The organism is Amycolatopsis regifaucium, from assembly GCF_001613935.1.
Taxonomy (GTDB): domain Bacteria; phylum Actinomycetota; class Actinomycetes; order Mycobacteriales; family Pseudonocardiaceae; genus Amycolatopsis; species Amycolatopsis regifaucium.
The window spans coordinates 13,555-38,001 of sequence record NZ_LQCI01000023.1 but is presented as its reverse complement, the minus strand read 5'-3'; the positions used below and the strand labels follow the sequence as shown (position 1 = coordinate 38,001).

24 protein-coding genes and 1 pseudogene are annotated in these 24,447 nt (G+C 68.2%); 11 read left to right on the top strand and 14 right to left on the bottom strand.

The genetic code is table 11. The features are described from left to right. Positions 1-17: 17 nt before the first annotated feature. The 3 genes from AVL48_RS21635 to AVL48_RS21625 form a co-directional block, all read right to left on the bottom strand. On the bottom strand, positions 18-494 hold the full coding sequence (locus AVL48_RS21635) for a Dps family protein (RefSeq protein ID WP_061985715.1): 477 nt from the start codon (positions 492-494) through the stop codon (positions 18-20). Between the two features lie 54 nt (positions 495-548). Beyond that, complete coding sequence (locus AVL48_RS21630; RefSeq protein ID WP_061985717.1) at positions 549-971, bottom strand: organic hydroperoxide resistance protein; 423 nt, start codon at positions 969-971, stop codon at positions 549-551. A 139-nt stretch (positions 972-1,110) separates the two neighbouring features. Then, positions 1,111-1,686, bottom strand: a complete 576-nt coding sequence (locus AVL48_RS21625; protein ID WP_177242364.1) for an NADPH-dependent FMN reductase — start codon at positions 1,684-1,686, stop codon at positions 1,111-1,113. Positions 1,687-1,833: 147 nt separating this feature from the next. On the opposite strand from AVL48_RS21625, the gene AVL48_RS21620 reads away from it, so the two are divergent. Further along, entirely contained in the window at positions 1,834-2,880 is a 1,047-nt protein-coding gene (locus AVL48_RS21620) for an alpha/beta hydrolase (RefSeq protein WP_061985719.1), read from the top strand. A 158-nt stretch (positions 2,881-3,038) separates the two neighbouring features. Here AVL48_RS21620 and AVL48_RS21615 read toward each other — a convergent pair whose 3' ends face one another. Then, positions 3,039-4,481 carry a catalase gene (locus AVL48_RS21615; protein ID WP_061985721.1) on the bottom strand — a complete coding sequence of 481 codons (1,443 nt, stop codon included), beginning with the start codon at positions 4,479-4,481 and terminating at the stop codon, positions 3,039-3,041. 193 nt (positions 4,482-4,674) lie between these two features. Here AVL48_RS21615 and AVL48_RS21610 point away from each other — a divergent pair, with 193 nt between their 5' ends. Next, positions 4,675-5,817: an MFS transporter gene (locus tag AVL48_RS21610; RefSeq protein WP_061985723.1), complete on the top strand. Its 1,143-nt coding sequence runs from the start codon at positions 4,675-4,677 to the stop codon at positions 5,815-5,817. 73 nt (positions 5,818-5,890) lie between these two features. Here the strand turns inward: AVL48_RS21610 and AVL48_RS21605 are convergent, their stop codons facing one another. Continuing rightward, on the bottom strand, positions 5,891-6,262 hold the full coding sequence (locus tag AVL48_RS21605) for a hypothetical protein (protein WP_061985725.1): 372 nt from the start codon (positions 6,260-6,262) through the stop codon (positions 5,891-5,893). 61 nt (positions 6,263-6,323) lie between these two features. Then, entirely contained in the window at positions 6,324-7,514 is a 1,191-nt protein-coding gene (locus AVL48_RS21600; protein WP_061985727.1) for an RtcB family protein, read from the bottom strand. A 239-nt stretch (positions 7,515-7,753) separates the two neighbouring features. Between AVL48_RS21600 and AVL48_RS21595 the strand changes: the two genes are divergently transcribed. Together AVL48_RS21595 and AVL48_RS21590 are read left to right on the top strand one after the other, a co-directional pair. Continuing rightward, complete coding sequence (locus tag AVL48_RS21595) at positions 7,754-9,253, top strand: M48 family metallopeptidase (protein ID WP_061985729.1); 1,500 nt, start codon at positions 7,754-7,756, stop codon at positions 9,251-9,253. Positions 9,254-9,265: 12 nt separating this feature from the next. Continuing rightward, positions 9,266-10,372 (top strand): DUF4034 domain-containing protein, encoded by a 1,107-nt coding sequence (locus AVL48_RS21590; protein ID WP_061985731.1) that lies wholly within the window; start codon positions 9,266-9,268, stop codon positions 10,370-10,372. Between the two features lie 143 nt (positions 10,373-10,515). Here AVL48_RS21590 and AVL48_RS21585 read toward each other — a convergent pair whose 3' ends face one another. Both AVL48_RS21585 and AVL48_RS21580 read right to left on the bottom strand, forming a co-directional pair. Then, on the bottom strand, positions 10,516-11,553 hold the full coding sequence (locus AVL48_RS21585; protein ID WP_061985733.1) for an aspartate-semialdehyde dehydrogenase: 1,038 nt from the start codon (positions 11,551-11,553) through the stop codon (positions 10,516-10,518). Then, positions 11,553-12,818 carry an aspartate kinase gene (locus tag AVL48_RS21580; RefSeq protein ID WP_061985735.1) on the bottom strand — a complete coding sequence of 422 codons (1,266 nt, stop codon included), beginning with the start codon at positions 12,816-12,818 and terminating at the stop codon, positions 11,553-11,555. Before AVL48_RS21580 ends, AVL48_RS21585 begins: the two co-directional genes overlap by 1 nt. A gap of 227 nt (positions 12,819-13,045) precedes the next feature. Here AVL48_RS21580 and AVL48_RS21575 point away from each other — a divergent pair, with 227 nt between their 5' ends. After that, on the top strand, positions 13,046-13,648 hold the full coding sequence (locus AVL48_RS21575) for a nitroreductase family protein (protein WP_061985737.1): 603 nt from the start codon (positions 13,046-13,048) through the stop codon (positions 13,646-13,648). On the opposite strand, the gene AVL48_RS21570 is transcribed toward AVL48_RS21575, so the two are convergent. After that, positions 13,603-15,078 carry an MFS transporter gene (locus AVL48_RS21570; RefSeq protein WP_061985739.1) on the bottom strand — a complete coding sequence of 492 codons (1,476 nt, stop codon included), beginning with the start codon at positions 15,076-15,078 and terminating at the stop codon, positions 13,603-13,605. The genes AVL48_RS21575 and AVL48_RS21570 overlap by 46 nt on opposite strands. Before the next feature lie 104 nt (positions 15,079-15,182). Between AVL48_RS21570 and AVL48_RS21565 the strand changes: the two genes are divergently transcribed. Both AVL48_RS21565 and AVL48_RS21560 read left to right on the top strand, forming a co-directional pair. Next, entirely contained in the window at positions 15,183-16,022 is an 840-nt protein-coding gene (locus AVL48_RS21565) for a helix-turn-helix transcriptional regulator (RefSeq protein ID WP_061985741.1), read from the top strand. A 9-nt stretch (positions 16,023-16,031) separates the two neighbouring features. Beyond that, positions 16,032-16,631 (top strand): hypothetical protein, encoded by a 600-nt coding sequence (locus AVL48_RS21560; RefSeq protein ID WP_244162376.1) that lies wholly within the window; start codon positions 16,032-16,034, stop codon positions 16,629-16,631. Between the two features lie 56 nt (positions 16,632-16,687). Here AVL48_RS21560 and AVL48_RS21555 read toward each other — a convergent pair whose 3' ends face one another. Next, on the bottom strand, positions 16,688-17,053 hold the full coding sequence (locus AVL48_RS21555; RefSeq protein WP_061985743.1) for a hypothetical protein: 366 nt from the start codon (positions 17,051-17,053) through the stop codon (positions 16,688-16,690). A gap of 244 nt (positions 17,054-17,297) precedes the next feature. Between AVL48_RS21555 and leuA the strand changes: the two genes are divergently transcribed. Continuing rightward, positions 17,298-19,055, top strand: coding sequence for a 2-isopropylmalate synthase (gene leuA / locus AVL48_RS21550; protein ID WP_061985745.1), 1,758 nt, complete (start codon positions 17,298-17,300; stop codon positions 19,053-19,055). A 128-nt stretch (positions 19,056-19,183) separates the two neighbouring features. Here leuA and AVL48_RS21545 read toward each other — a convergent pair whose 3' ends face one another. Continuing rightward, positions 19,184-19,810 carry a peroxiredoxin-like family protein gene (locus AVL48_RS21545; protein ID WP_061985747.1) on the bottom strand — a complete coding sequence of 209 codons (627 nt, stop codon included), beginning with the start codon at positions 19,808-19,810 and terminating at the stop codon, positions 19,184-19,186. A 58-nt stretch (positions 19,811-19,868) separates the two neighbouring features. Between AVL48_RS21545 and AVL48_RS21540 the strand changes: the two genes are divergently transcribed. Beyond that, positions 19,869-20,474 carry a TetR/AcrR family transcriptional regulator gene (locus tag AVL48_RS21540; RefSeq protein WP_061985749.1) on the top strand — a complete coding sequence of 202 codons (606 nt, stop codon included), beginning with the start codon at positions 19,869-19,871 and terminating at the stop codon, positions 20,472-20,474. Here the strand turns inward: AVL48_RS21540 and AVL48_RS21535 are convergent. Beyond that, complete coding sequence (locus tag AVL48_RS21535; RefSeq protein WP_061985750.1) at positions 20,431-21,369, bottom strand: LysR family transcriptional regulator; 939 nt, start codon at positions 21,367-21,369, stop codon at positions 20,431-20,433. The two genes, AVL48_RS21540 and AVL48_RS21535, sit on opposite strands and share 44 nt — an antisense overlap. 86 nt (positions 21,370-21,455) lie before the next feature. On the opposite strand from AVL48_RS21535, the gene AVL48_RS21530 reads away from it, so the two are divergent. After that, the gene (locus AVL48_RS21530) at positions 21,456-22,379 is read left to right on the top strand and encodes an EamA family transporter (RefSeq protein ID WP_061985752.1); all 924 of its coding nucleotides are present in this window, start codon (positions 21,456-21,458) and stop codon (positions 22,377-22,379) included. A gap of 18 nt (positions 22,380-22,397) precedes the next feature. Here AVL48_RS21530 and AVL48_RS21525 read toward each other — a convergent pair. Next, positions 22,398-23,095, bottom strand: a pseudogene (locus AVL48_RS21525) (SDR family oxidoreductase). Between the two features lie 87 nt (positions 23,096-23,182). On the opposite strand from AVL48_RS21525, the gene AVL48_RS21520 reads away from it, so the two are divergent. Beyond that, positions 23,183-23,746 carry a CGNR zinc finger domain-containing protein gene (locus tag AVL48_RS21520; protein WP_061985754.1) on the top strand — a complete coding sequence of 188 codons (564 nt, stop codon included), beginning with the start codon at positions 23,183-23,185 and terminating at the stop codon, positions 23,744-23,746. On the opposite strand, the gene AVL48_RS21515 is transcribed toward AVL48_RS21520, so the two are convergent. Further along, positions 23,739-24,380, bottom strand: a complete 642-nt coding sequence (locus AVL48_RS21515) for an SDR family oxidoreductase (RefSeq protein WP_063816566.1) — start codon at positions 24,378-24,380, stop codon at positions 23,739-23,741. The two genes, AVL48_RS21520 and AVL48_RS21515, sit on opposite strands and share 8 nt — an antisense overlap. Positions 24,381-24,447: the final 67 nt, after the last annotated feature.

Here is a 24,447-nt window from a genome sequence, read left to right as displayed (position 1 = left end):
GGCGCGCGAAAGGAGGGTCAGGCCTGCTGCGCCTGCCACATCCAGTGCGCCTTTTCGAGCTCCTGGGTGATCTCGATGAGGAGGTCCTGGGTGACCAGGTCGCTCTTGTCGGTCTCGTCGATGCGCTTGCGGAGCCGCTCGATCAGCGCCGCGAGGATGTCGACGATCGCGGCGACGGTGGACTCGACGGACTGCCAGTTGTCGGGATAGGCCGGCAGGCCGGAGCTTTCCACGACGGCCTTCGCCTGCCCGTTCGGCGAGATGCCGATGGCGTTGGCGCGTTCGGCGACCTCGTCGACGTACTGGCGCGCGGTGGCGACCAGTTCGTCGAGCTGCAGGTGAGCGCTGCGGAAGTTCGCGCCGACGACGTTCCAGTGCGCCTGCTTCGCGATCAGCGACAGATCGACGAGATCGACCAGCGTGGCCTGCAAGGCGTTACCGGTGATCTCCTTGTCGGCTTCGCTCAGCGGACTCTGGATCGGGGACTTGCCCATCTTCGGTCTTCCTTTCAGAAATTGCCGGTACGAGTGGAGCTGTCGTGGACGGGATCAGACCGTCGCGGACAGCGCGACCTCGATGTTCCCGCGGGTCGCGTTCGAGTAGGGGCACACCTGGTGCGCCTGCTCGACGAGCTGATCGGCCTGCGCCTGCTCCAGGCCGGGCAGCGAAACCTTGAGCGCCACCCCGAGGCCGAAACCCTCGCCCTGCTTGAGCACGCTGACCTCGGCGGTGACGGTCGAGCCGTCCAGCTTCACTTTCGCCTGGCGCGCGACGAGCTGCAGCGCGGAGTGGAAGCAGGCGGAATAGCCGGCGGCGAAGAGCTGCTCGGGGTTGGTCTTGTCACCGCCCGGTCCGCCCATCTCCTTCGGGATCGCCAGCGACTCGTCGATGACGCCGTCAGAGGACGTGACCTCACCATTGCGGCCGTCGCCGCGAGCGGTGGCCACAGCGGTGTACAGAGCCTGGGTCATTCTTCGCCTACCTCCTGGTCTCAAGGCACGCCCCCGGTGAGCGTCTCTTCTGTGTCAACGTCCCGCGACCGCGAAACCTTGCCACCCCATGGCAGGCATCACGTCCGGAAATTACCCGGACGACGACCGGAGCAAACGACTAGTGACCGGCGCGACTCAACGCGAATTCCGCGACCTGGCTTCCGATCAGCCGGAGGGTGCGGACGGTCTTCTCGTCGGAAGCGCCGTCCGCTTCGTCGAACTTGGTCTCCGCGGTGTTGATCGAACCACCCAATGGGGTGGCCCAGCCGCGCAGCGCGTGCGTGATCGTGCGCAGCTGTTCCAGCGTGGTGACCGCGGCCTGCCAGCCGAAAGCGACGGCGGCGAGGCCGACCGCGCGGCCGTCGAGGTACGGGCGGGCGTCGTCGCGCAGGTCTTCGACATAGTCCAAGGCGTTCTTGACCAGGCCGGACAACGCGCCGTGGTAGCCGGGCGAGACGACGATGAGGCCGTCGGCGCGGCGAATCGCCTCGACCAGCCGCACGGCCTTTTCGTGCCGCTCTTCCAACGCGGTGTCGTAGAACGGCAGCACCAGTTCCGGTCCGGCGATCAGTTCGGTGGTGACGCCGACTTCGGCCGCACCGGCCAAGGCGATGCGTACCGCGCGCTCGGACTGCGATCCCTCCCGCAGGGAGCCGCCGATACCAAGCACATGAACCGAGTTCGTCGAAGTCACGCTTCGAGGCTAACCCCTCTACTTAAGTGGAGGACCAGGATCTGGAACGGAGGCCTGTGTCACACCCGTTCGCCGCAACGCCTCCTTCTCGCGCTGGACGGTCTACCTACTCATAAGTAACCTGTCGGGAAGCCCTCAGGAGGAAGTATGGCGATCCCGCTCCAGATCCGTGCCGAGGCGGCGTTCTCGCAGCTGGCGTTCTGGCTCCCGAAGCCGGTCAGAAGGGCCATCGCCGGACCTCCGCTTCGCCTGGACGGACAGGAACTCGCCCTGGACGCCCAACTCCTGCTTCGCCTGCAGAAGCTGGCGAAGGCGTCGCTGGTGCGAGACACCGTCGAGGAGTCGCGCAGTCTCCTGCTGGCGAGCAGGCATCTGGTCAGCGGCAAGACCATCGAAGCGGTCGCCACGAGGGAGCTTCTGATCCCGACGGGTGACGGTGACGTGCCCGCCACCCTCTACACCCCGGCCGGGCTGCCCGATCCGTCCGCGCTGCTGGTGTTCTTCCACGGCGGCGGCTGGGTGGTCGGCAGCCGCGTCTCCCACGACAACACCGTCCGCTACCTGGCGAAGCAGGCGGGCGTGCGGGTTCTTTCGGTGGAGTACCGGCTCGCGCCGGAGACGCGGTTCCCCGGCGCCACCGAGGACGCGATCGCGGCTTTCGAGTACGCCTATGCGAAGGCGCGGGACCTGGGCGCCGACCCGGCCCGCATCGCCGTCGGCGGCGACAGCGCGGGCGGAAACCTCGCGGCGGTGACCGCGCAACAGGCGGTGAAACGCGGCGGTGGCGTCCCCGCGTTCCAACTGCTGTTCTATCCGGCGACCGATTTCACCGTGCGCCGACGTTCCCGGGAATTGTTCGCCGAGGATCTTTTCCTCACCGACTCGGACATGACCTGGTTCGAGGGGCATTACGTGCCGAAGGGCACGGATCTGTACAACCCGAAACTCTCCCCGCTGCACGGCGACGTTTCCGGTTTGCCGCCCGCGTATATCGCGACGGCCGGATTCGATCCGCTGCGTGACGAGGGCGAGGCCTACGCGGAGAAATTGCGGAAGGCCGGGGTTCCGGTGGCGCTCAGCCGCCAGCCGGACCTGATCCACGGGTACATCAACTTCATCGGCGTCGGTCAGCGGTTCCGTGAAGCGACGGCCGAAGCGGCGGGCGCACTGCGGCTGGGCCTCGCCCCCAAGTGACGGCTCCCATGCGTGACCGATCGACACGGTAGAACAGGGCGTTTTGGCGCAACGCGTTGCAAACGTGAGTGCGGAGACGGAAACGCACCCGGTGCGCGAGGACGACGCGCCCCGGGTGCGTTCCGGTGGTGGGAGCAGCCTCTCGAAGAGAGGTCGTTCTATTCGCGGAAGGCGTCCGCGACCTTGTCGCCGAGGTCCTTGTCGACGTTTCGCCAGTACTCGAAGACGCGCTCGAGCACCGGCCGCGAAACGTCGTTCGAGGCGTGGCCGATGATGTTGCTCGCGAGCCGCGCACGCTGCTCATCGTCCATCACCTCGCGCACGAGTGTGCCCGGCTGGCCGAAGTCGTCGTCCTCCGCGTGGAGCTTGTAAGCCGACCGGATGACCTCGTCCTCGACGCCGTAGCTCGACGCGGTCTCGGAGGCGATCTCCGCGTCGGCGTGCGGACCGCCGTAGGAGTTCGGCGCGTACACCGGGTCGCCTGGGTTGTTGTAGCGCATCGCGCCGTCTCGCGAGTAGCTGTTCACCGGGGACTTCGGCGCGTTGACCGGCAGCTGGGTGTAGTTCGCGCCGATCCGGTAGCGGTGCGCGTCGGGGTAGGCGAACAGGCGGCCCTGCAGCATCTTGTCCGGTGAGGGGCCGATGCCCGGCACCAGGTTGGACGGCTCGAACGCGGCCTGCTCGATCTCCGCGAAGTAGTTCGCCGGATTGCGGTCGAGCACGTAGCGGCCGACCTTGATCAGCGGGTAGTCGCCCTTCGGCCACACCTTGGTCAGGTCGAACGGGTTGAAGCGGTAGTCCGCGGCTTCGGCGTAGGGCATCACCTGTACGTGCAGCGTCCAGCTGGGGTGGTTGCCCAGCTTGATGTTCTTGAACAGGTCGCGGATGTAGAAGTCCGAGTCCTCACCCGCGATGCGGTCCGCGTCGGCCTGCGACAGGTAGCCGATGCCTTGGTCGGTCTTGAAGTGGTACTTGACCCAGAACTTCTCGCCGCCCGCGTTCTCCCACAGGTAGGTGTGCGAGCCGAAGCCGTCCATCTCACGCCAGTTCGACGGGATGCCGCGGTCGCCCATCAGCCAGGTGACCTGGTGCGCCGACTCGGGACGCAGGGTCCAGAAGTCCCACTGGATGTCGTGGTCGCGCAGATGGTTGTCGGCGCGGCGCTTCTGCGAGTGGATGAAGTCGGGGAACTTGATCGGGTCGCGGATGAAGAACACCGGAGTGTTGTTGCCGACGAGGTCGTAGTTGCCCTCGGAGGTGTAAAACTTCACCGCGAAGCCGCGCGGGTCGCGCCAGGTGTCGGGCGAACCGTTCTCCCCGGCCACGGACGAGAAGCGGATCAGGCTCTCGGTGCGCACCCCCGGCTGGAAGAGCGCGGCCTTGGTGAACTGGCTGACGTCTTCGGTGACCTCGAGGAAGCCGTGGGCGCCGCCACCCTTGGCGTGCACGACGCGCTCGGGCACGCGCTCACGGTTGAACTGGGCGTTCTTCTCGATGAGGTAGTGGTCCTGGAGCAGGATCGGGCCGTTGGCGCCCAGCGTCAGCGAGTCGTTGTCGCTCGCGACGGGGATGCCCACGTTGTTCGTGGTCGGCAGGGTCACGCCGGTGCCTCCTGGTTCGTGGTGGTCCCACCACCCTCCCGCGTTTTCTGGAATGAGTCAAGAAACTCTCTCAGGCCGGGTGAGGAGCACGACGAAATAAAGTTGCACGCGCGTACCAAGTTACGTTCTCATCCAACGTATGGCCCTCGCTCCGTACCGTCGCGTGTTAGCCGTGCCCGGGGTTCCCAGCTCGATGCTGCTGATGTTCCTGGCGCGGCTCCCGATGACGGCCATGGGCGTGACGATGACGCTGTACGTGGTCAACGACCTCGGCCGCGGCTACGGCGCCGCCGGGCTGGTCGGCGCGGCGACCACCCTCGGCAGCGCGATCGGGGCGCCACTCGTCGGCCGGTACGTCGACCGCTACGGGCTGCGGCCGGTGGTCGCGATCTGCGGGCTGGCGTCGACGGCGTTCTGGGTCGGCGCGCCGCATCTGCCGTATCAAGCGCTGCTGGTGGTCGCACTCCCCGCGGGTGTGCTGTCGGTGCCCGCCGGGACGCTCGCGCGACTGGTGCTCACCGCGCTCGTGCCGCTGGAGCAGCGCCGGGCGGCCTACTCGCTCGACACGATCCTGGTGGAGGCGTCGTTCATGATCGGGCCGTCGGCCGGGATCATGGCGATCACGCAGCTTCCCGCGGTCTACGCGCTCACCGGTATCGGGGTCTGCTTCGCGATCTCGGCGACGCTGATCTACCGGCAGAACCCGCCGATCCGCGCCGAGGCCGACGCCGAGGTGTTCACCGGGGAGCGGCCGCCGGTGCGGAGCTGGCTCACCGGGCGGCTCGTGATGGCGATGTTCATCGCCGCCGGCGCGCTGTTCTGCCTGGTCGGCATGGAACTCGCGGCGCTGGCGACCCTGCGCGCGAGCGGCGACATCGCGTGGTCCGGACTGCTGATCACGCTGATGTGCGTCGCGTCCGTCCTCGGCGGGGCGATCCACGGCGTGGTCCGGCGCTCGCTTTCGCAGGGCACGCTGATGGTGCTGCTCGCGGTGCTCACGCTGCCGGTCGGGCTGATCGCCGAACCGTGGTGGCTGCTGGCGATCGTGTTGTTCCCGAGCAACGTGCTGTGCGCGCCCACGCTCGCGGCGAGCACGGAGACGGTCAGCGCGGCGGCCCCGGCGCGGGTGCGCGGCGAGGCGATGGGCCTGCTGGACGCGGCCAGCCGGATCGGGCTGGCGATCGGGAGCCCGATCATCGGGTTCGTGATCGACCACTCCAGCCCGGGCTGGGGGTTCGCCGCCTCGGCCGCCGGGGCCCTGGTGATCGCGTCGGCCGGCCTGTTCTGGCGCCGCACCCGCACCCCCGCCAAGGTGCCCGCGATGGCTTCGTCCTGACGCGTTTCGTCCTCTAATTGCGGTAGTTGCGCACGCATCCCACCGCACTTAGAGGACGAATTGCGAGGGTTGGTCAGGCGCAGACCTGGCGGAGGGCGTCCACCCGGTCGAGGTTGCGCTTGGTCCAGGCCGCGATCTTGCCCGCGTCCTGGAGGTTCTCCTTCTGGACCTGCAGGTACGAGTCGGCCATGCCGGTGAGCGCACCCGCCACGTTCTGCTCGCCGACGCTGTTCGCCAGCCCACGCAGGCGCTTTTCCTTGTCCGCGGCCCGCTCCTTGATGGTCGCCGGGTCCGGATTGAGGTCGACGAGGCTGAGTGCCTCGGCGCAGGCGCCGACCTTCGTCGCGGCCTTGTTCGTCTGATCGACCGCGTTCGTGACCTCGCTGCAGCCCACCAGCGTGAGTCCGGCGGCCACCAGCAGCGCCGCGATTCCCAACCTCTTCATGAAAACCACAGTAGCGAGAAACGTGGGTGGAATGTCGGGTTCCCCGGCACCCACCCACGCTTCACCCCTTGACGCAGATGACCTGCTTCAGGTGCGCGACCACCTCGACGAGGTCGGTCTGCGCCTTGATCACCGTTTCGATGTCCTTGTACGCGGCCGGGATCTCGTCCACGACGCCGGAGTCCTTCCGGCATTCCACCCCGGCGGTCTGCGCGGCGAGGTCGTCGGCGGTGAACAGCTTCTTGGCCTTGTTCCGCGACATCCGGCGGCCCGCGCCGTGCGACGCGGACTGGAAGGACGACTCGTTGCCGAGACCGCGCACGATGTACGAACCGGTGCCCATGCTGCCCGGGATGATCCCGAGGTCGCCCGAACCCGCGCGGATCGCGCCCTTGCGGGTCACCAGCAGGTCGACGCCGTCGTAAGTCTCTTCGGCGACGTAGTTGTGGTGGCACGAGATCGCGTCGTCGAACGTCGTCTGGGGGACGACGTCCTTCAGCGCCTGCTTGACGAGCGCGACCATGGTGGCCCGGTTGCGTGCCGCGTAGTCCTGCGCCCAGAACAGGTCCCGCCGGTACGCCCGCATCTCCGGCGTGCCCGCGACGAACACCGCGAGGTCAGGATCCGGCAGGTCCGCGTTGTGCGGCAGCTTCCGCGCGACGGCCATATGGCGTTCCGCGAGTTCCTTGCCGATGTTGCGCGAGCCGGAGTGCAGCATCAGCCATACGCGGCCTTCGTCGTCGCCGCCCTGTTCGAGGCAGACCTCGATGAAGTGGTTGCCGCCACCGAGGCTCCCGATCTGCCGTGCCGCGCGGTCGTGCAGGTCCTGGACGCCGGCGTGCAGGTCACCGAAGGACTTCCAGAACGCGTCCCAGCCACCGACACCGTGCACCTTCGCCGGATTCACCGGCGATTTGTGCAGGCCGAAGCCGACCGGGACGGCCGATTCGATCCGGCGGCGGAGCTTCAGCAGGTCGTCGGGCAGATCCGCGGCGGTGAGCGAGGTCCGCACGGCGCTCATCCCGCAGCCGATGTCCACCCCGACCGCGGCCGGGGACACGGCGTCGCGCATCGCGATCACGCTGCCGACGGTCGCGCCCTTGCCGTAGTGGACGTCGGGCATGACCGCGACGCCGTGCACCCACGGCAGGTTGGCGACGTTGTGCAGCTGTCGCATGGCCTGGTCTTCGACCGAGATGGGATCAGCCCACATCCGGATCGGAACCCGCGAGCCTTCGACCGCCGTGTACATGACTTTCCCTTCGTGGAAAACGTTTGTCGCCTTCGAGAATGCACTGGCCGGACGAGCCGGACAAGGCAATTACCAGTCTCCACAGTGGACAGTCCACACGCGACCACCGGGGAGCGAGGTGATGTTCATCGCGAAGTCTTCGATCGTATTCGAAAAGTGATCGGCCGTCGCGGGTGATTCGGGCACAATGAGCGCTCGGTGTCGGGGGTACACCAACTCTGGGGAAGGTCCGTTTCACGGTGAAGTCTTTTCGTGGGCTGCTCGCTGCCGTCCTGCTCGCCGGGTTTCCGCTGCTCGTACTGGCGTTCGTCGGCGGGATCGTGGCGCTCGAAGTGGTCGCGCTGCAGCACAACGTTTTCGCGGCGGTGAAGCTCGGCATCATCACGGTCCCGGCCGCGTGGATCCTGCTCAAAACCCTGCTCAAGGTCGAACGGACGACCGATGACGAGGTACCGGGCGTCCTGGTGACGCCGGAAGCCCAGCCCGCGCTCTGGGCGCTGGTCCGGGAGCTAGCGGGCGAGGCGGGCACGCGGCCGCCGGACGAGATCTACCTCGATCCGGACCTCAACGCCGCGGTGACCGAGCGGACCTCCTGGCTCGGGCTGAGGGTCCTGCGCCGCCGGATGATCATCGGTGTCCCGCTGATCATGGGCCTGCGCCAGGACCAGTTCCGCGCGGTGCTCGCGCACGAACTGGGGCACTACAGCAACAAGGACACCCGGTTCTCCGCGCTGACCTATCGCGGGCGCAAGTCGATCGCGCGGGTGGTCAACAGCCTGAGCCGCGAAAACTACTTCGAGCGCTTCGTCGGCTGGATCTTCAAGCAGTACGCGAAGCTCTACTTCGCCGTCTCGATGAGCGTCTGCCGTGCCCAGGAATTCGCGGCCGACGCCGTCTCGGCGCGGCTCGCCGGTACCGAAGCGGCCGTCTCGGCACTGCGCGAGCTCGAACCGCTGGCCGTCACCTGGCAGTTCTTCATGAACAACTACGCCGCGATCGGCTGGGACGCGGGCTATCTGCCCGACCGGTTCGGCGAGGGTTACCGCGCGCTGCTCACCGACCCGACCAGGGCCGAGCAGATGGAGGAGCTGCGGCGGAACCCGGCGGAGGAGAAGACCTCGCGGTATGACACGCATCCGGCCACCCGCGACCGCGTCGCGACGCTCGAAGCCGGTGCGCCGGTTCCGGTCCGTGCTCGCGGCGAGCGCCCGGCGACCGACCTGCTGACCGGCGCCGAGGCGATGCTCGACCAGGCACTTTTCACCGTCTTCTCCGACGAGGCGCGCGCGAAGCGGCGTACCGACTGGCACTCCTTGGTCGCCATCGGCCGCCGCCACGCCGCCGCCGAAGCGGCCGCCGAAGTCTTGGGCGAACGGACCCTGGACACGGCGCTGGACCTGCTCGACGCGGGCAGGCACGAAGAACTCGCCGACCCTGCGGAGAAGCCGCCCGCCGGCGCCGGGCCCCGCGCGCGGCGCGAGCTCGCCGCCGTCTCCGTCCGCGGGCGGCTGGAGGTCGTGGTCCGCGCGGCGCTCGCCGACGTCGGGGTCGCGCGGTGGTCGCTGTCGTGGTCGGGCCCGTCGCCGTTCACCGTGGACGGCTCGCTCGAAGACCTGCTGCCGTCCGCCCTCGGCAAGGCGACCGCCGCCGAAGCCGACACCGCGCCACTGCGCGCGCTGCTGACGGCCGCCGGGGTGTCCACCGGTTACCGGCCGTCCGTCACGCTCGTTCGTTCTTGAAGGAGTTCCGAAGTGCTTTGGCTGCTCAAATCCCGTGAACGCAAGGCCGTCTTCGCCCTGATGAAGGAGGCGAAGCGACGCGGCATCAGCGTCGACGAACTCACCGACGTCATGACGCCGGAAGAGCTCGCCGCGATGCTGCCGCCGGTGAAGCCCAAGTTCAAGGGCAAGATCCCGGACGTCACACGCTGGGGTCTCCCGCCGGACAGTGAGGTGTCGACCAAGGAGTACTGGACCGACGAGGACATCCTCGCCGTCCATGAGTCGGCCGCGCGAGGCGATTGGGAGGACGCCGCGGCGCTGCTGGCGTCGACCTGGGGGACCTGGGATCGCCGCGACCTGGTGAACGGCGCGCTCGGCGAGGCCGCCGCGAAGGACGACGAATGGCTGCGGGCGTGGCGCAAGGCCCGCCCCGGCGACCCGGGCGCGGCGCTGGTCAACGCGGAATCGCTGGTGCACGTGGCGTGGGAGGTGCGCAGCGGGCTGCAGGCGAAACACGTCACCGAGGAGCAGTTCGCCGCGTTCTTCCGGATTCTGGAGCAGGCGGAGGAGGCGGCGAACGAGGCTTCCGCACTCGCTCCCGACGACCCGACACCGTGGGTGACCATGCTCGCGATCGCGATGGGACGGCAGTACGAAAACGACCAATACCTGCGGGTCTGGGCGGAACTCGTCGCGCGCGATCCTCAGCACCGCGGAGCGCATACGCGGGCACTGCAGTACTGGTGCCCGAAGTGGTTCGGCTCGGCCGAACTGATGTGGGAGTTCGCCGAGACCGCCGCGGCCAAGTCGCCGAAGCTGGCGCCGCTGCTGCTGATCGCCGCGCACGAATCCGAGTTCCATGACGTGCCCGCTTGGCGTGACTCGCGCGTCGCCGGCGCGCTCGACGGGATCGTCGCGTGGCTCAACGGCGAAGGCCGCGACCACCCGGCGACGCGGGGGGACCGGGCGTACGCGGCGAAGGCGCTCGTCGAGAACGGCCGCTTCGACGAGGCCGTCGAGCAGTTCCGGCACTTGGGGACGCGGGCCGATGGCGGGATGTGGGCCTACAGCGGGGACGCGCGGGCCGAGTTCCTGGCGACGCGGTATGCGGCCTGCTTCGGGGCCGCGAAGCCCTGACGCGTTTAGTCCTCTAAATGCGGTTGGGACCGGGGCGCGCGCGCAATGAAAGGTCCTTTCCTTGCGAAATTTGCAAGGAAAGGACCTTTCCTCTCACGCCACTGAGGTAGAACGCGTTTCGTCCTCTGAATGCGGGACGGGTGTCAGGACTGCGCGACCAGTTCGGCGATCTGGACGGCGTTGAGCGCCGCGCCCTTGCGCAGGTTGTCGTTCGACAGGAACAGCACCAGGCCGCGACCACCGTCGACGCCCGGATCCGTCCGCAGCCGCCCGACGTAGGACGGGTCCTGGCCCGCGGCCTGCAGCGGGGTCGGGATCTCCGACAGCTCCACGCCGGGAGCGCCGGTCAGCAGTTCCGTCGCGCGCGCGACGGAAAGCGGCTGCGAGAACTCCGCGTTGATCGAGATCGAATGCCCCGAGAACACCGGCACCCGCACACACGTGCACGAAACACGCAGCTCCGGGATGCTCAGGATCTTGCGGCTCTCGTTGCGGAACTTCTTCTCCTCGTCCGTCTCGAACTCACCGTCGTCCACAATGGACCCGGCGAGCGGGAGGACGTTGTGCGCGATGGTGCGCGCGTACTTCTTCGGCTCGGGGAAGGTCACCGCCGCGCCGTCGTGGGTCAGCGCGCCCGCGTTCGACGCCGACGCGGCGAGCTGGCCTTCCAGCTCCTCGACACCGGCGAGCCCGCTGCCGGACACCGCCTGGTAGGTGCTGGCGACCAGCCGCACCAGGCCCGCCTCGGCGTGCAGCGGCTTGAGCACCGGCATCGCGGCCATCGTGGTGCAGTTGGGGTTCGCGATGATCCCCTTCCGTGCCTCCTTGACCGCCTCCGGATTGACCTCGCTGACGACCAGCGGGACATCCGGGTCCATGCGCCAGGCCGACGAGTTGTCGATCACCGTGGCACCGGCGGCGGCGAACCGCTCGGCCTGCGCCTTGGAAGTCGAGCCGCCGGCGGAGAACAGCGCGATGTCCAAACCGGACGGATCGGCGGTCGTCGCGTCCTCGATGACGATTTCCTCGTCCCGCCACGGAAGCTTCGAACCGGCGGACCGCGCCGAAGCGAAGTACCGCATTTCGGCGACCGGGAAACCCCGTTCGGCCAGCAGACGGCGCATCACGCCACCGACCTGGCCGGTCGCCCCGACGACTCCTACCCGCAAACCTTCCGGCATCAGCGACCACTCCCCGCGTAGACGACGGCTTCTTCATCGCCGCCGAGCTCGAACGCCTCGTGGATCGCGCGCACCGCGTCGTCGAGCTGCGCGTCCCGGATCAGCACCGAGATCCGGATCTCCGAGGTGTTGATGATTTCGATGTTGACGCCCGACTGCGCGAGCGCCTCGCAGAACGTCGCCGTGACACCGGGGTGCGAACGCATCCCCGCGCCGACGAGCGACACCTTGCCGACGTGGTCGTCGTAGAGGACCGACTCGAAGCCGATCTCGCCCTTGATCTTCTCCAGCGACTGCACGGCCTTCGCCCCGTTGGCCTTCGACAGCGTGAAGGTGATGTCGGTCCGGCCGGACACCGTGCTGGACACGTTCTGCAGCACCATGTCGATGTCGATCTCGTTGTCGGCGATCACCCGGAAGATCCTGGCGGCGGCACCGGCGTGGTCCGGGACGCCGGTCACCGTGATCTTGGCTTCGGAGCGGTCGTGCGCCACACCGGTGATCAACGCTTGTTCCACGGGGATCTCCTCGATAGAACCGGCCACCGTGGTGCCCGGCTTGTCACTGTAGGAAGAACGGACTCGGATCGGGACGCCGTAGCGGCGCGCGTACTCCACCGAGCGCAGGTGCAGGATCTTCGAACCACTGGCCGCGAGTTCGAGCATCTCCTCGTACGGAATGGTCTCGAGCTTCTTCGCGTCCGGCACGATCCGCGGGTCGGCCGAGTACACACCGTCCACATCGGAATAGATCTCGCAGACATCGGCGTTCAGCGCCGCGGCCAGCGCGACGGCGGTGGTGTCCGAACCGCCGCGGCCGAGCGTGGTGATGTCCTTGGTGTCCTGTGACACGCCCTGGAAGCCCGCCACCAGCGCGATATAGCCCTGGTCGAGGGCTTCGGTGACCCGGCTGGGGCTGACGTCGATGATCCGCGCGTTGCCGTGCACCGACGTCGTCACCACGCCGGCCTGCGAACCGGTGAACGACCACGCCTCCGCACCCTGCGCCGAGATCGCCATCGCCACCAGCGAGTTGGAGATCCGCTCACCCGCCGTGAGCAGCATGTCCATCTCACGCTCCGGCGGCGCCGGGTTGACCTGCTGAGCCAAGTCGAGCAGCTCGTCCGTCGTGTCTCCCATGGCGGAGCAGACGACGACGACGTCGTTGCCCGCCTTCTTGGTGGCGACGATGCGTTCCGCGACGCGTTTGATCCGGTCGGCACTTTCCAGCGACGAACCGCCGTACTTCTGGACCACGAGGGCCACGCCCGAACCTCCTCGACGGGCCGGGCGGCTCCTGGTGGGCACCGAGGAGCCCCCGCGTCCCTTATTTGGGCGAAAGCCTACCGGGGTCGCGCACGCCTGCCACCCTCGTAAGTGGTCCTGACCACCGCTTCGAGGACTCAAGGAAGTAAATCTTCCTTGACACCAACGAAATGGTGGGAGGGCTTTCACTTTAGTGACGGAGAGCACCCCCTTGTTAAGGTCCGGCGGTGCACAAGCCAGCCGAGACAAGTACCCCGATCGCGTCAATCCTGGCCGCGAGGTGGAGCCCTCGCGCCTACGACGAGTCAGCCATCGTCACCGAAGAGCAGCTCCGCGCGCTGCTCGAAGCGGCCCGATGGGCGCCCTCGTTCGGCAACACCCAACCCGCCCGCTACCTGGTCGGCCTGCGGGGTACGCCGTCGTTCGACCGGATCCTCGCGACACTCAACTCGGGCAACCGCGCGTGGGCCCACCGCGCCGGGCTCCTGCTGATGGGCTTGATGGTGACCACGAACGAGAAGGGCGCCGTCCCTTACGCCGAGTACGGGCTGGGCCTGGCGACCGAGAACCTCGTGCTCCAGGCCGTCGACCTCGGCCTGATCGCGCACCAGATGGCGGGATTCTCGGCCGACGCGGCGAAGGACTTCTTCGGCCTTCCGGACGACGTCGTCCCCAAGGTCGCCATCGCCGTCGGCTCGCCCGCGGACCCGTCGGTGCTCGAAGAGGACTGGCGCATCGAGCGGGAGAAGGCGCCGAGGGAGCGGCTGCCGCTGGCGGAGTTCGCCTACTCGGACACGTGGGGCGCGAGCGCCTTCACCGACGGAGACTGAGGGAGCCAGCGCAGCGCGAGTGCTCCCAAGGCGAAGTGCAGCAGGCTCAGCACCACCACGGCCGTGTGCAGCCCCGAAACGAAGGCCTTCTTCGCGCCAGCGGCGGCCGCTGGCGCGATTCCAGGCAGCTGGAGGGTCTCGTCGAGCGTGGGAGCGAGCTCCGGCCCCGCCACGCGGAACACCACCGCGGCGAGCGAGCCCATGAGCGCGATCCCGAGCGCGTTGCCGATCTCGTTGCTGGTCTCCGCGATCGCACCCGCCGCTCCCGCCCGCTCGGCGGGCACCGCGGCGACTGCCGTGTCGGCCACCACGCTGAACGAGATGCCGTAGCCGACGCCCGCGACCACTGTCGAGGCGACGTACCAGCCCGCCCCGCCCGAGACACCGGTCATCAGCAACAGCAGCAGGCCGACGGCGATGGAGAAGTGACAGAGGACCAGCGCCGTCTTCTTGCCGACCCGGTCGACCAACGCCGGGGTGACGACGCACATGATCGTCAGCACCGCCGCCCCCGGCAGGGCCAGCAGCGCCGCGGCCGAAACGGCCAGGCCGAGGACGGACTGCAAGTGGATCCCCGCCAGGTAGGCGGCCGCCGACCACGCCGCCAGCGGCAGCAGACCGGTGACGATCGCGATGGTGAAGATCCGGTCGCGGAACAAGGAGAAGTCGATCAACGGCTGGTCGAGGGTCCGCTGGCGGCGGGCGAACCATCCCAGCAGGACCATCCCGGCGATCCCCGCGGCCACCCCGGCGGCGGACAGCCCTTCCGCCGCGGTGTGCTTGACGCCGTAGATCGCGAGGAGCAGGCCGGTGGCGGACAGGACCACGCTCGGCACGTCGACCCGGCCGGTCCCGGCGGCCCGGACCTCCCGGAGCAGCACCGGCGCGAGCAGCAGGAAGACCGCGATGACCGGCAGGTTGACCAGGAAGACCGAGCCCCACCAGAACCGGTCCAGCAACGCGCCGCCGAGGATCGGACCGATCGCGAAACCGGCGGCGAACGCGGCCGCGAAGACGCCGATGGCCTGGGCGCGGCGCCGGGGATCGGTGAAGATTTCGCTCAGCACCGCCAGCGCCGACGGCAGCAGCGTCGCACCCGCCAGACCCATCACCGCGCGGAACGTGATCAGCAGTTCCGGGCTTGGCGCGAAGGCCGCGCCTGCCGACGCGGCACCGAACACCGTGGCGCCGATCATCAGCAGCTTCAACCGGCCGTACCGGTCGCCGATGGCGCCGAACGCGATCAGCAGCGAACCGACGGCGAACCCGTAGACGTCCAGCAGCCACAGCTGCTGATCGGCAGTCGGGGTCAGCGCCTGGCTGATCCTGGGCATCGCGAGGAACAGGATCGACCCGTCCATGGAGACCAGGAGTACCGGGCAGAGGATCACCAGGAGGCCGAACCAGGACCGTGTGCTCTCTCGTGTCATGACGCCGACGGTGCGACACCGCCCATCCGGCAGCCAGCCACCTGTCCTGGGTACCCCTGACAGGTATACCCACGGACCGGCCGGGCGCGCTTAAGCTCGCAGTCGTGGAGAGCCTGGGGACGTTCTTGAAAAGCCGCCGGGATCGGGTGACGCCCGCCGAGCTGGGCCTGCGCACCTACGGCACCGCACGTCGGGTGCCCGGCCTTCGGCGGGAAGAACTCGCCCAGCTCGCCGGGGTGAGCGCCGGGTATTACACGCGACTGGAACAGGGCCAGGCCGAGACCGCTTCACGCCAGGTCCTCGACGCGCTCGCCAGGGCGCTGCGGCTCGACGACGTCGAGACCGGCCATCTGCTCAACCTCGCCCGGCAGCCCGCCCTCCCCCGGTTGGCCGACCCGGGGCCGGAGGAGCCGCACCCCCGCGTCGTCGCGCTGCTGGAAAATCTCGGTGAGGCCGTGCCCGCGCTCGTCTTCGGCCGTCGCGGCGACGTGCTCGCGTGGAACCACGCCGGGAACGCGCTCATGGCCGAACATGTCGCTTTCGACGCGCCGCGGGATCCGGAGCGGCGCCCGTCCCTCCCGCGGATGTTCTTCCTCGACCCGCTCACCCGCGACCTGTACCGGAACCGGGCCGAACTCGCCCGCGTCCACGTCGCCTACCTGCGGCTGACCGCGGGCCGTCATCCCACCGACGCCCGGCTGGCCGGGCTCATCGGCGAACTGACCATGCGCAGTGACGACTTCGCCGCGCTCTGGGCGACCGGAGACGTCGCCGATTGCACCGTCGGCGCCATGCACCTGCGGCATCCCACGATCGGCGCGGTGAGCGTCGATTACCAGGTGTGGCTTCAGCCGGACAGTCCCGATCACCGCTTGGAGATCTACACACCGAAGGATCCGGGTTCCGCCGACGCGCTGAAGATCCTGGCTCAGTTCGATCGCTAGCCTGGGGATATGGGGGCTTTGCGAAGTCATTTCCGGAACGAGGCACGTACGCTGGCCGGCCTCTGGCTGTACCTGAGGCGCCGCAAGGACGGTATCGACGGCGACGCGGTCGCCGTCCCCTACGGATCGAACGGCAAGGCGATCTTCATCGTCTTCGCCATGGTCAGCCTGGTCGAAGCGGGCTTGTTCTGGCTCATCGACCTCGGCCCGTTCGCCGATCTCCTGCTACTCGTCCTCGGCGTCTACTCGGTGCTGCTGATCTTCGGGGTCTACGCGGGCACCGTCGTCCGGCCGCACGTGATCTCCTCGCGAGAAGTGCGGATTCGCTACAGCTCGTTCTACGACGTGCGGATCCCCAGGGAGAACATCGTCAGCCTGCGCCACCTGAAAGAGAGCCACGATCCCGCCAAGGCGAAGGCCTTTCGCGACGAAACGTGGCTCAGCCACGACAACTACTACGAGACCAACCTGGTCGTCGAGCTGCGTGAACCGGTCACCGTGACCAGACCGCTCGGGAAGACCGAGTCCGTCCGCGTCGTGAAGTTCACCGCCGACGACCCGAAGGCCGCCGTCGAGGTATACGAACGTCTCGGCGTCGACCGCGTTTAGTCCTCTGGATGCGGTAGTCGCACGCGCAAGCAGCGCATTCAGAGGACTAAACGCGGCTAGTTCGAACCGCCGACGCGGCGAATGACCTTCGCGAGGATCGCCGAGACGACCATCCAGAAGACCGCCGCGACGCCGTAGTTGATCAGCACGCGCAGCTTGGCGTCCTCGGGCATGAAGAGGTCCTTGAAGCCCAGCAGGAGCCCGTCGGCCCAGCCGCGGACGAACGAGACGATGCCGTTGTCGGGGTTGGCCTCACCGATCACGAAGACGACGTGCAGCACCAGGATCGCCGCGAAGATCAGCCCGATCCAGCGGACGATCCCGGCCAGCAGACCGGCCGCGCGCCCGCCGCCCGCGCGCCAGTCGATCTTGCGCCTGGTCGCCTGATCTGCGGTTTCCTTCTCTTCAGCGTGCTCGCCCATGCCGGGCAGTGTGGCACGGCCTCAGGGCCGATTGCTACCCGCGAGTAACCCGAATGGGCGCCACTCTGGTCACGGTTCGATCGCGGCCCGGGTTTCCTTTCGAGAGATCTCGTGGTTAAGGTGACGTCGTGGCTCGAGCTCTCCTGCTTCGCTGCCGCGACGGGGCCTGATCTGACCGGCTCCCCGTCGCGGGGCTTCGTGGTGCCGGTCGTCGCACCCGATTCTTCAGGAGAACCGTCTTCTCATGAGCATCCGTAAGCCCACGCGCCCGGCCCCGTCCGGACAGGCTCCGTGGAACACCCAGCGCGGCACTTCGATGCCCGTACATCGCTATCGCCCCTGGTACCAGCTGGTCGAGGACATCGACCTGCCCGACCGCACCTGGCCGGACAAGCGCATCGACACCGCGCCACTGTGGTGCGCGGTCGACCTGCGCGACGGCAACCAGGCCCTGATCGACCCGATGTCGCCCGCGCGCAAGCGCAAGTTCTTCGACCTGCTGGTCCGCATGGGCTACAAGGAGATCGAGGTCGGCTTCCCGGCGGCGTCGCAGACCGACTTCGACTTCGTCCGCGAGATCATCGACGAGGGCGCCATCCCGGACGACGTCAGCATCCAGGTGCTGACCCAGTGCCGTCCCGAGCTGATCGAGCGCACCTTCAAGGCACTCGAAGGGGCGCCGCGCGCGATCGTCCACATCTACAACTCGACGTCGATCCTGCAGCGCCGCGTGGTGTTCCGCGAGGAGCGCATCGGCATCACGAAGATCGCTTCGCAGGCGGCTGAACTCGTCGTCGACTACGCGGCGAAGCAGCCCGACACCGACTTCCGCTTCCAGTACTCGCCGGAGTCCTACACCGGCACCGAGCTGTCCTACGCGCTCGAGGTCTGCAACACGATCACCGAGATCTGGCAGCCGACGCCGGAGAAGCCGGTCATCCTGAACCTGCCGGCCACCGTCGAGATGGCGACCCCCAACGTCTACGCCGACTCGATCGAATGGATGCACCGCAACCTGGACCGCCGCGATTCGGTGATCCTGTCGCTGCACCCGCACAACGACCGCGGCACCGGCATCGCCGCCGCCGAACTCGGTTACCAGGCCGGCGCGGACCGGATCGAAGGCTGCCTGTTCGGCAACGGCGAGCGCACCGGCAACGTCGACCTGGTCGCGCTGGGCATGAACCTCTACAGCCAGGGCGTCGACCCGCAGATCGACTTCTCCGACATGGACGAGATCAAGCGGACCGTCGAATACTGCAACCAGCTGCCGGTGCCCGAACGCAGCCCGTGGGCCGGCGACCTGGTGTTCACCGCGTTCTCCGGCAGCCACCAGGACGCGATCAACAAGGGTCTCGACGCGCTGAAGGCCGCCGCCGACAAGGCGGGGACCCCGGTCGACGAGCACCCGTGGGAGGTCCCGTACCTGCCGATCGACCCGAAGGACATCGGCCGCAACTACGAGGCCGTGATCCGGGTGAACTCGCAGTCCGGCAAGGGCGGCGTCGCCTACATCATGAAGGCCGAGCACCAGCTCGACCTGCCGCGGCGCCTGCAGATCGAGTTCTCGAAGGTCGTCCAGCGGCACACCGACACCGAAGGCGGCGAGGTCGACCCCGCCACGATGTGGAACGCGTTCTCGGCCGAGTACCTGGAGCTGAAGACGCCGCTGGAGCTGGTCCGCCAGCACGTCAGGGACAACGGCGACGGCGAGTACGACATCACCGCCACCGTGCGGGTCGAAGGCGACGAACACGAGGTCACCGGCCGCGGCAACGGCCCGATCGCGGCGTTCTTCGACGCGCTGTCGACCGTCGGGTTCGACCTGCGGCTGCTGGACTACAGCGAGCACACGCTCTCGCCCGGCGACGACGCGCGGGCGGCGTCGTACATCGAGTGCGCGATCTCCGACCGGGTGTACTGGGGCATCGGGATCGATCCGTCGATCGTGACCGCTTCGCTGCGGGCCGTCGTGTCCGCCGTGAACCGGGCGAACCGGTAGCTTTCGCTTCGCACGGACAGCGGTGAAGTACATGATGGCCCCCTTCCTTGCGCCTGGCGCAAGGAAGGGGGCCATCATGTACTCACCCGCAGATACCTAAAGCCCGCCAATCACGACCCTGCGACCTTCTACAGGGCCTTGACCGCGGCCAGGATGTCGGCCGGGTCGGTGCGGGTGGTGTAGTCCGGGTGGACGTCGATGAACCGGATGACGCCTTCGCCGTCCACCACCAGGACGGTCGGATACGGCAGTTCCCATTCCTCCGCGCCGTTGATCTTCTCGACGTCGCCGATGAGCGTGTCGAACGTCGGTTTCGTCGCGGGGTCGAGGCGGAACGTGATGCCGAGCGCGCGCCCGAGTTCGTTGCCGACATCGGACAGCACGGTGAATTCGAGATCCTTTGTGGACAGTGAGTCGTCCGGGAGCTGCGGACTGACCGCGATCAGCTTCGCCCCCAGATTCTCCAACTCCGGCAAGACTTCCCGCTGATACGTGCGCAGCGCCAGGTTGCAGTACGGGCACCACGCCCCGCGATAGAACACCACGACCGCGGGACCGTCGGCGACCGGTACCCGGCCGCCGGAAGCGTCAGGCAGCGTCAGGTCCGGCATCGCGGTCCCCGGCTTCGCGGCGGCCTCGGCGATCACCCCGACGAATCCTTCCCGGTCGGCCTTGAGCACCTCGGCGATTTCCGCCGGGACGTGGCTCGCGACGTCGGCCCGCAGCTCGGCGAGGTCGGTGTTGAGATCCCCCATGGTCAGCTCCCTTGATTGTACTGATCGGTACAGTGCGGCTGACTGTACTATTCGGTACATGGACAGTCAACCGGCGAAGACGCCTCGCGGACGCCAGACCCGGGAGGCGATCGTCGACGCGGCGGCGGAGCTGATGTACGTCCACGGCGTGGCCGGCACGAGCGTCGACAAGGTGCTCGCGGCGAGCGGGGCCGGGAAATCGCAGATGTACCACTACTTCAAGAACAAGGATCAACTCGTCGAGGCGGTCATCAAGCGCTACCTCGAAGCGATCCTCGGCAACCAGCCGACCATCTTCGAACTACACGAATGGGCCGACTTCGAGCAGTGGACCCAGGAGATCCTGGCCATCCAGAGCACGCCGAAGGGTCCGATCGCCTGCCCGCTCGGCAACCTCACCGGCGAACTCGGGGACGACCCGAAGATCGCGCCGCTGCTCGACAACGCGTACCGCGAATGGGAGTCCCATCTCCAGCGCGGACTGGAATCCTTGCGGGAGAAGGGAAAGCTAGCCGAAGACGCCGACCCGGCCCGGCTCGCGCAGGCCGCGATGACCTGCGTCCAAGGCGGTCTGCTGATGGCGCACCTGCGGCACGACATCACGCCGATCGCCGACGCGCTCAAGATCGCGCTGGAGCACCTGAAGGGTCACGCTCGCCCGTGAGCGCGGCGACCTCGTCGGCGAGCGCGTCGAGCACCTTCGCCACCGCGGGCCGCGAGGACGCGCCGAGCCGGTAGACCGCTTCGACGTGTCGCGCCGCCTTGATCCCGGCGAGCGGACGGCACACCAGACCGCTGCCGCGCCGCGTGTCCATGGTGTACCTCGGCAGCAGCGCGATCCCGTGCCCGGCGGCGACCAGTCGTTCGGTGATGCGGAAGTCGTTGATTCGCTGCACGACCTGCGGCCGAACGCCGGTGCGGATGATCAGCGACTGGAGGATGTCGTCGACCGGGAAACCGGCGTTGACGCTGATCCAGCGTTCGTCGGCCAGTTCGGCCAGTTCGATACGGCGCTTCTTCGCGAGCCGATGCCCCGCGGGGAGCGCGACGTCGAGCGGTTCGCGCAGCAGATGCCGCGTCTCCAGCCGTTCCGAACCGAGCGACGGCGCGTGCTCGTCCCGGTGCGCCACCACGATGTCGTAATCCGCGACGAGCCCAGGCACCTCCGGGGGCGTCATGTCGACGTCGCGCACGATGACGTCCAGCCCCTCGAATTCCGCCGTGCGACTCAGCAATCCGGGCAGCAGCATCAACCCGGCCGACTGGAAGATCGCCATCCGGACCCGGCCACGCGGGGCGCTGCGGTAAGTGTCCAATTCGGACTCGGCGCGATCGAGGGCGGCGAGGACGTCGTCGGCGCGGGCGACCAGCGCGCGGCCCGCGTCGGTCAGCCGGAGCCCCCGGCCCGCCGGTTCCGTCAACGCGAGCCCTACGTCGCTCTGCAAAGCGCGCAGTTGCTGGGAAACCGCGGACGGGGTGCAGTGCAGCGCCTTCGCGGCCGCCGTCACGCTGCCACGGTCGGCGAACTCCCGCAGGGTCCGCAACCGGCCGATGTCCATCCCGCCACCTCTGTGAAGCCGAACTGAACGGTCACTGAAAATATTATCGCTTGTCCTTCACGATATGCACCCGTAAGAGTGAAGGTATGCCCGCCCGCGACCGTCTGCTCGCCCTGTTCGTCGCCGTCCTCTGGGGCTGCAACTTCCTCGCCATCCACGCCACCCTCGGCCAGTTCCCGCCGGTCTTCGCGGGCGGGCTGCGCTTCGCCGTCATCGCGATCCCGACGATCTTGTTCGTGCCGTGGCCGAAGGTGAAGATCCGCCACCTGCTCGGCTACGGTCTCGGGTTCGGCACCGGGCAGTTCGCCTTCCTCTTCATCGCGATGGACACCGGCATGCCGACCGGTCTCGCCTCGCTGGTGCTGCAGGCGTCGGCCCCGTTCACCGTCCTGCTCGGCGCCGTCTTCCTGCGGGAACGCGTGTCCGGGCGACAGCTCGCCGGAATCCTGCTCGCCGTCGCCGGAATGGCGACGATCGCCTGGCAGCAGGCCGGGAACGCCGCCCTGCTGCCGGTGATCCTGACCCTGCTCGGCGCGCTGAGCTGGGCGTTCGGCAACCTGAGCACCCGGCAGGCAGCACCGGACAACCCGCTGAATTTCGTCCTCTGGATGTCCGTGGTGCCGCCGCTGCCGATGTTCGCGCTGTCGCTGGCCATGGAGGGACCGGCCCAGATCGGCCACTCGCTGAGCACGCTCGGCACCACGACCGGGCTGATCGGCCTCGGCGGGCTCGCCTACGTCGTGTTGTTCGGCACGATCGTCGGCTCCGGGATCTGGACCTCGCTGATGCGCCGCAATCCGGCGGGCGTGGTCGCGCCGTTCTCCCTGCTCGTGCCGGTGGTCGGGCTGTCGATGGCGTTCCTCGTCCTCGACGAGCGGCCTTCGCTGCTCGAAGTCATCGCGGCGGCCGTCGTCATCGGCGGCGTGCTGTTCGGTTCGACAAAACGCCGGACGCGCGAGCCGGAGTTCCTCGCCGAAGCCGAAACGCCTCAGCCCACTGGTGTGCGGTGAGGTTCTCGAACGGGCGAACTACGCGCCGATCCGGCTGGTGCCGAGATGCTCGACCGGACCGGACAGCGCGGCCTTGACCTGGCGGGTGAGGTCGTCGGCGAGCACCTCGGTCTCTCCCTTTTCCAGCCCGTCGACGACCTGCCGGGCGACGTCGCGCGGGTCGTTCTTGGGGATGTCGAGGCCCTGGGTCATGTCGGTGTCGGTGTAGCCGAGGTGGACGCCGACGACCTGAGTGCCCTGTTCGGCGAACTCGATGCGGAGCGAGTTGGTGAGCGACCAGAAGGCCGCCTTCGACGCGCCGTAGGAACCCGAGCCCGCCGCCCACGACAGGACCGAGTGGACGTTGACCAGCGCACCACCGTCCTTGAGCTGCGGCGCAAACGCTTGCGCGATGCGCAGCGCACCGAAGACGTTCGTCTCGAAGACCGGGCGATGCGCGTCGACGTCGTCGGTCAGCAGCGAACCGAGGCCGAGGACGCCGGCGTTGTTGAAGACGATCGTGGCGTCACTCGCCTATTCGGCCAGCGCACGGACCGATTCCGGGTCGGTGACGTCGAGCGGGAGCGGGACGATCCGCGGGTCGGTCTCCTCCGCGGCGTCCTGGCCGTGGCGTAGACCTTGGCGGCGCCACGGTCGAGCAGTTCGGCGACGAACGCCTTGCCGAGCCCGCGCCGGCCGCCGGTCACCAGGACGACGGCGCCTTCGATGGCAGTCATGACAGTTCTCCTCTGACAGAAGTGTTCGGGTTTTGCCTCTGTCATCAGCATGGAGACGGTTTCGACAGAGTCAAGTAGGCTTGACCTATGTCATGGACCGCGACGGACCGATACCGGTTGCGCGCCGCCCCGTCGGGACTGGCGCTCGTTCAGGACTTCCTCAACACGAGGGCGATCCAGACCTACGGCCTGGACCTGCTGAGTGACGCCGACCTGGCGCGACCTTGGGCAGCCGAGGCGCTGGCGGAATGGTCGCGGGCACGCGAAGCCGAAGTGCCCGACATCACGCTGGGCTCGAGCGACCTTCGCGCGCTTCGCGACTTGCGGGAGTCGTTCGTTTCGCTCGTGGACGGACAGGACGCGGCCGTCGAGAGACCGATCAAAGCGGAACTGGTCCTGCGGGACGGCGTCGTCCGGCTGTTCCCGTCCGGCACCGGACGGCAGTGGCTCACTTCGGCGCTGTGGACGGAGACGCTCCTCGCGCAGCAGTCCGGGATCTGGCCGCGCCTGAAACTGTGCCGTCTCGACGGCTGTCGCTCGGCCTTCTACGATGTCTCGCGCAACAACAGCGGCGTCTGGCACGACGTGCGCACCTGCGGGAACATCGCGAACCTGCGGGCGTCGCGGGAACGAAAGAAAGCGCTCAGCTGAACGAGGACAAGGCCGACGGGATCGGGATGTCGCCGCCGATGACGTCGAAGCCCTGGTTTTCGGTCAGCGGTTCTTCGAGGGTGGCGACCATGACGGCGGCGACGTCGGCGCGACAGACGCGCCCGGGTTCGAGGTGACCGGCGACCTTGACGTGCCCGCTGGGCGGGTCGTCGGTGAGCGTGCCGGGGCGGACGATCGTCCAGTTCAGGCTGGAGCGGCGGAGAACGCTGTCGGAGATCTGCTTCGCCATCAGGATCGAGCGCACCAGCCTGTCCCCTTGATCCGGCGAATCCGCGAACTGCGCGGAAAGCTGCACGAACCGCGAGACGCCCGCCTTCTCCGCGGCACGGATCGCCGTGATCACGCCGTCGCGGTCGACGAGGTTCACCGACGCCGGATCCGGATCGGGCGCGCCGATCGCGCTGAGCACGACCTCGGAACCGGCGAGCGCCTCGACGAGGTCGTCCGCGTCGGCGGTGACGTCGGCGACCACGGTTTCGGCGCCGAGTCCGGCGACCTCCTCGGCGCGGCGACGACTCCGCAGCCCCGCCCGCACCTGATGTCCCCGCCCCCGCAGCAGCCGGACCACGTGAATCCCCGTCCGCCCCGACGCTCCCAGAACTGTGACCCGCATAACAGAAGTCTGCCTGAAAGCGGCGGCCCATGCCGGGTCATCACTAGAACGCATTTAGTCCTCTAAA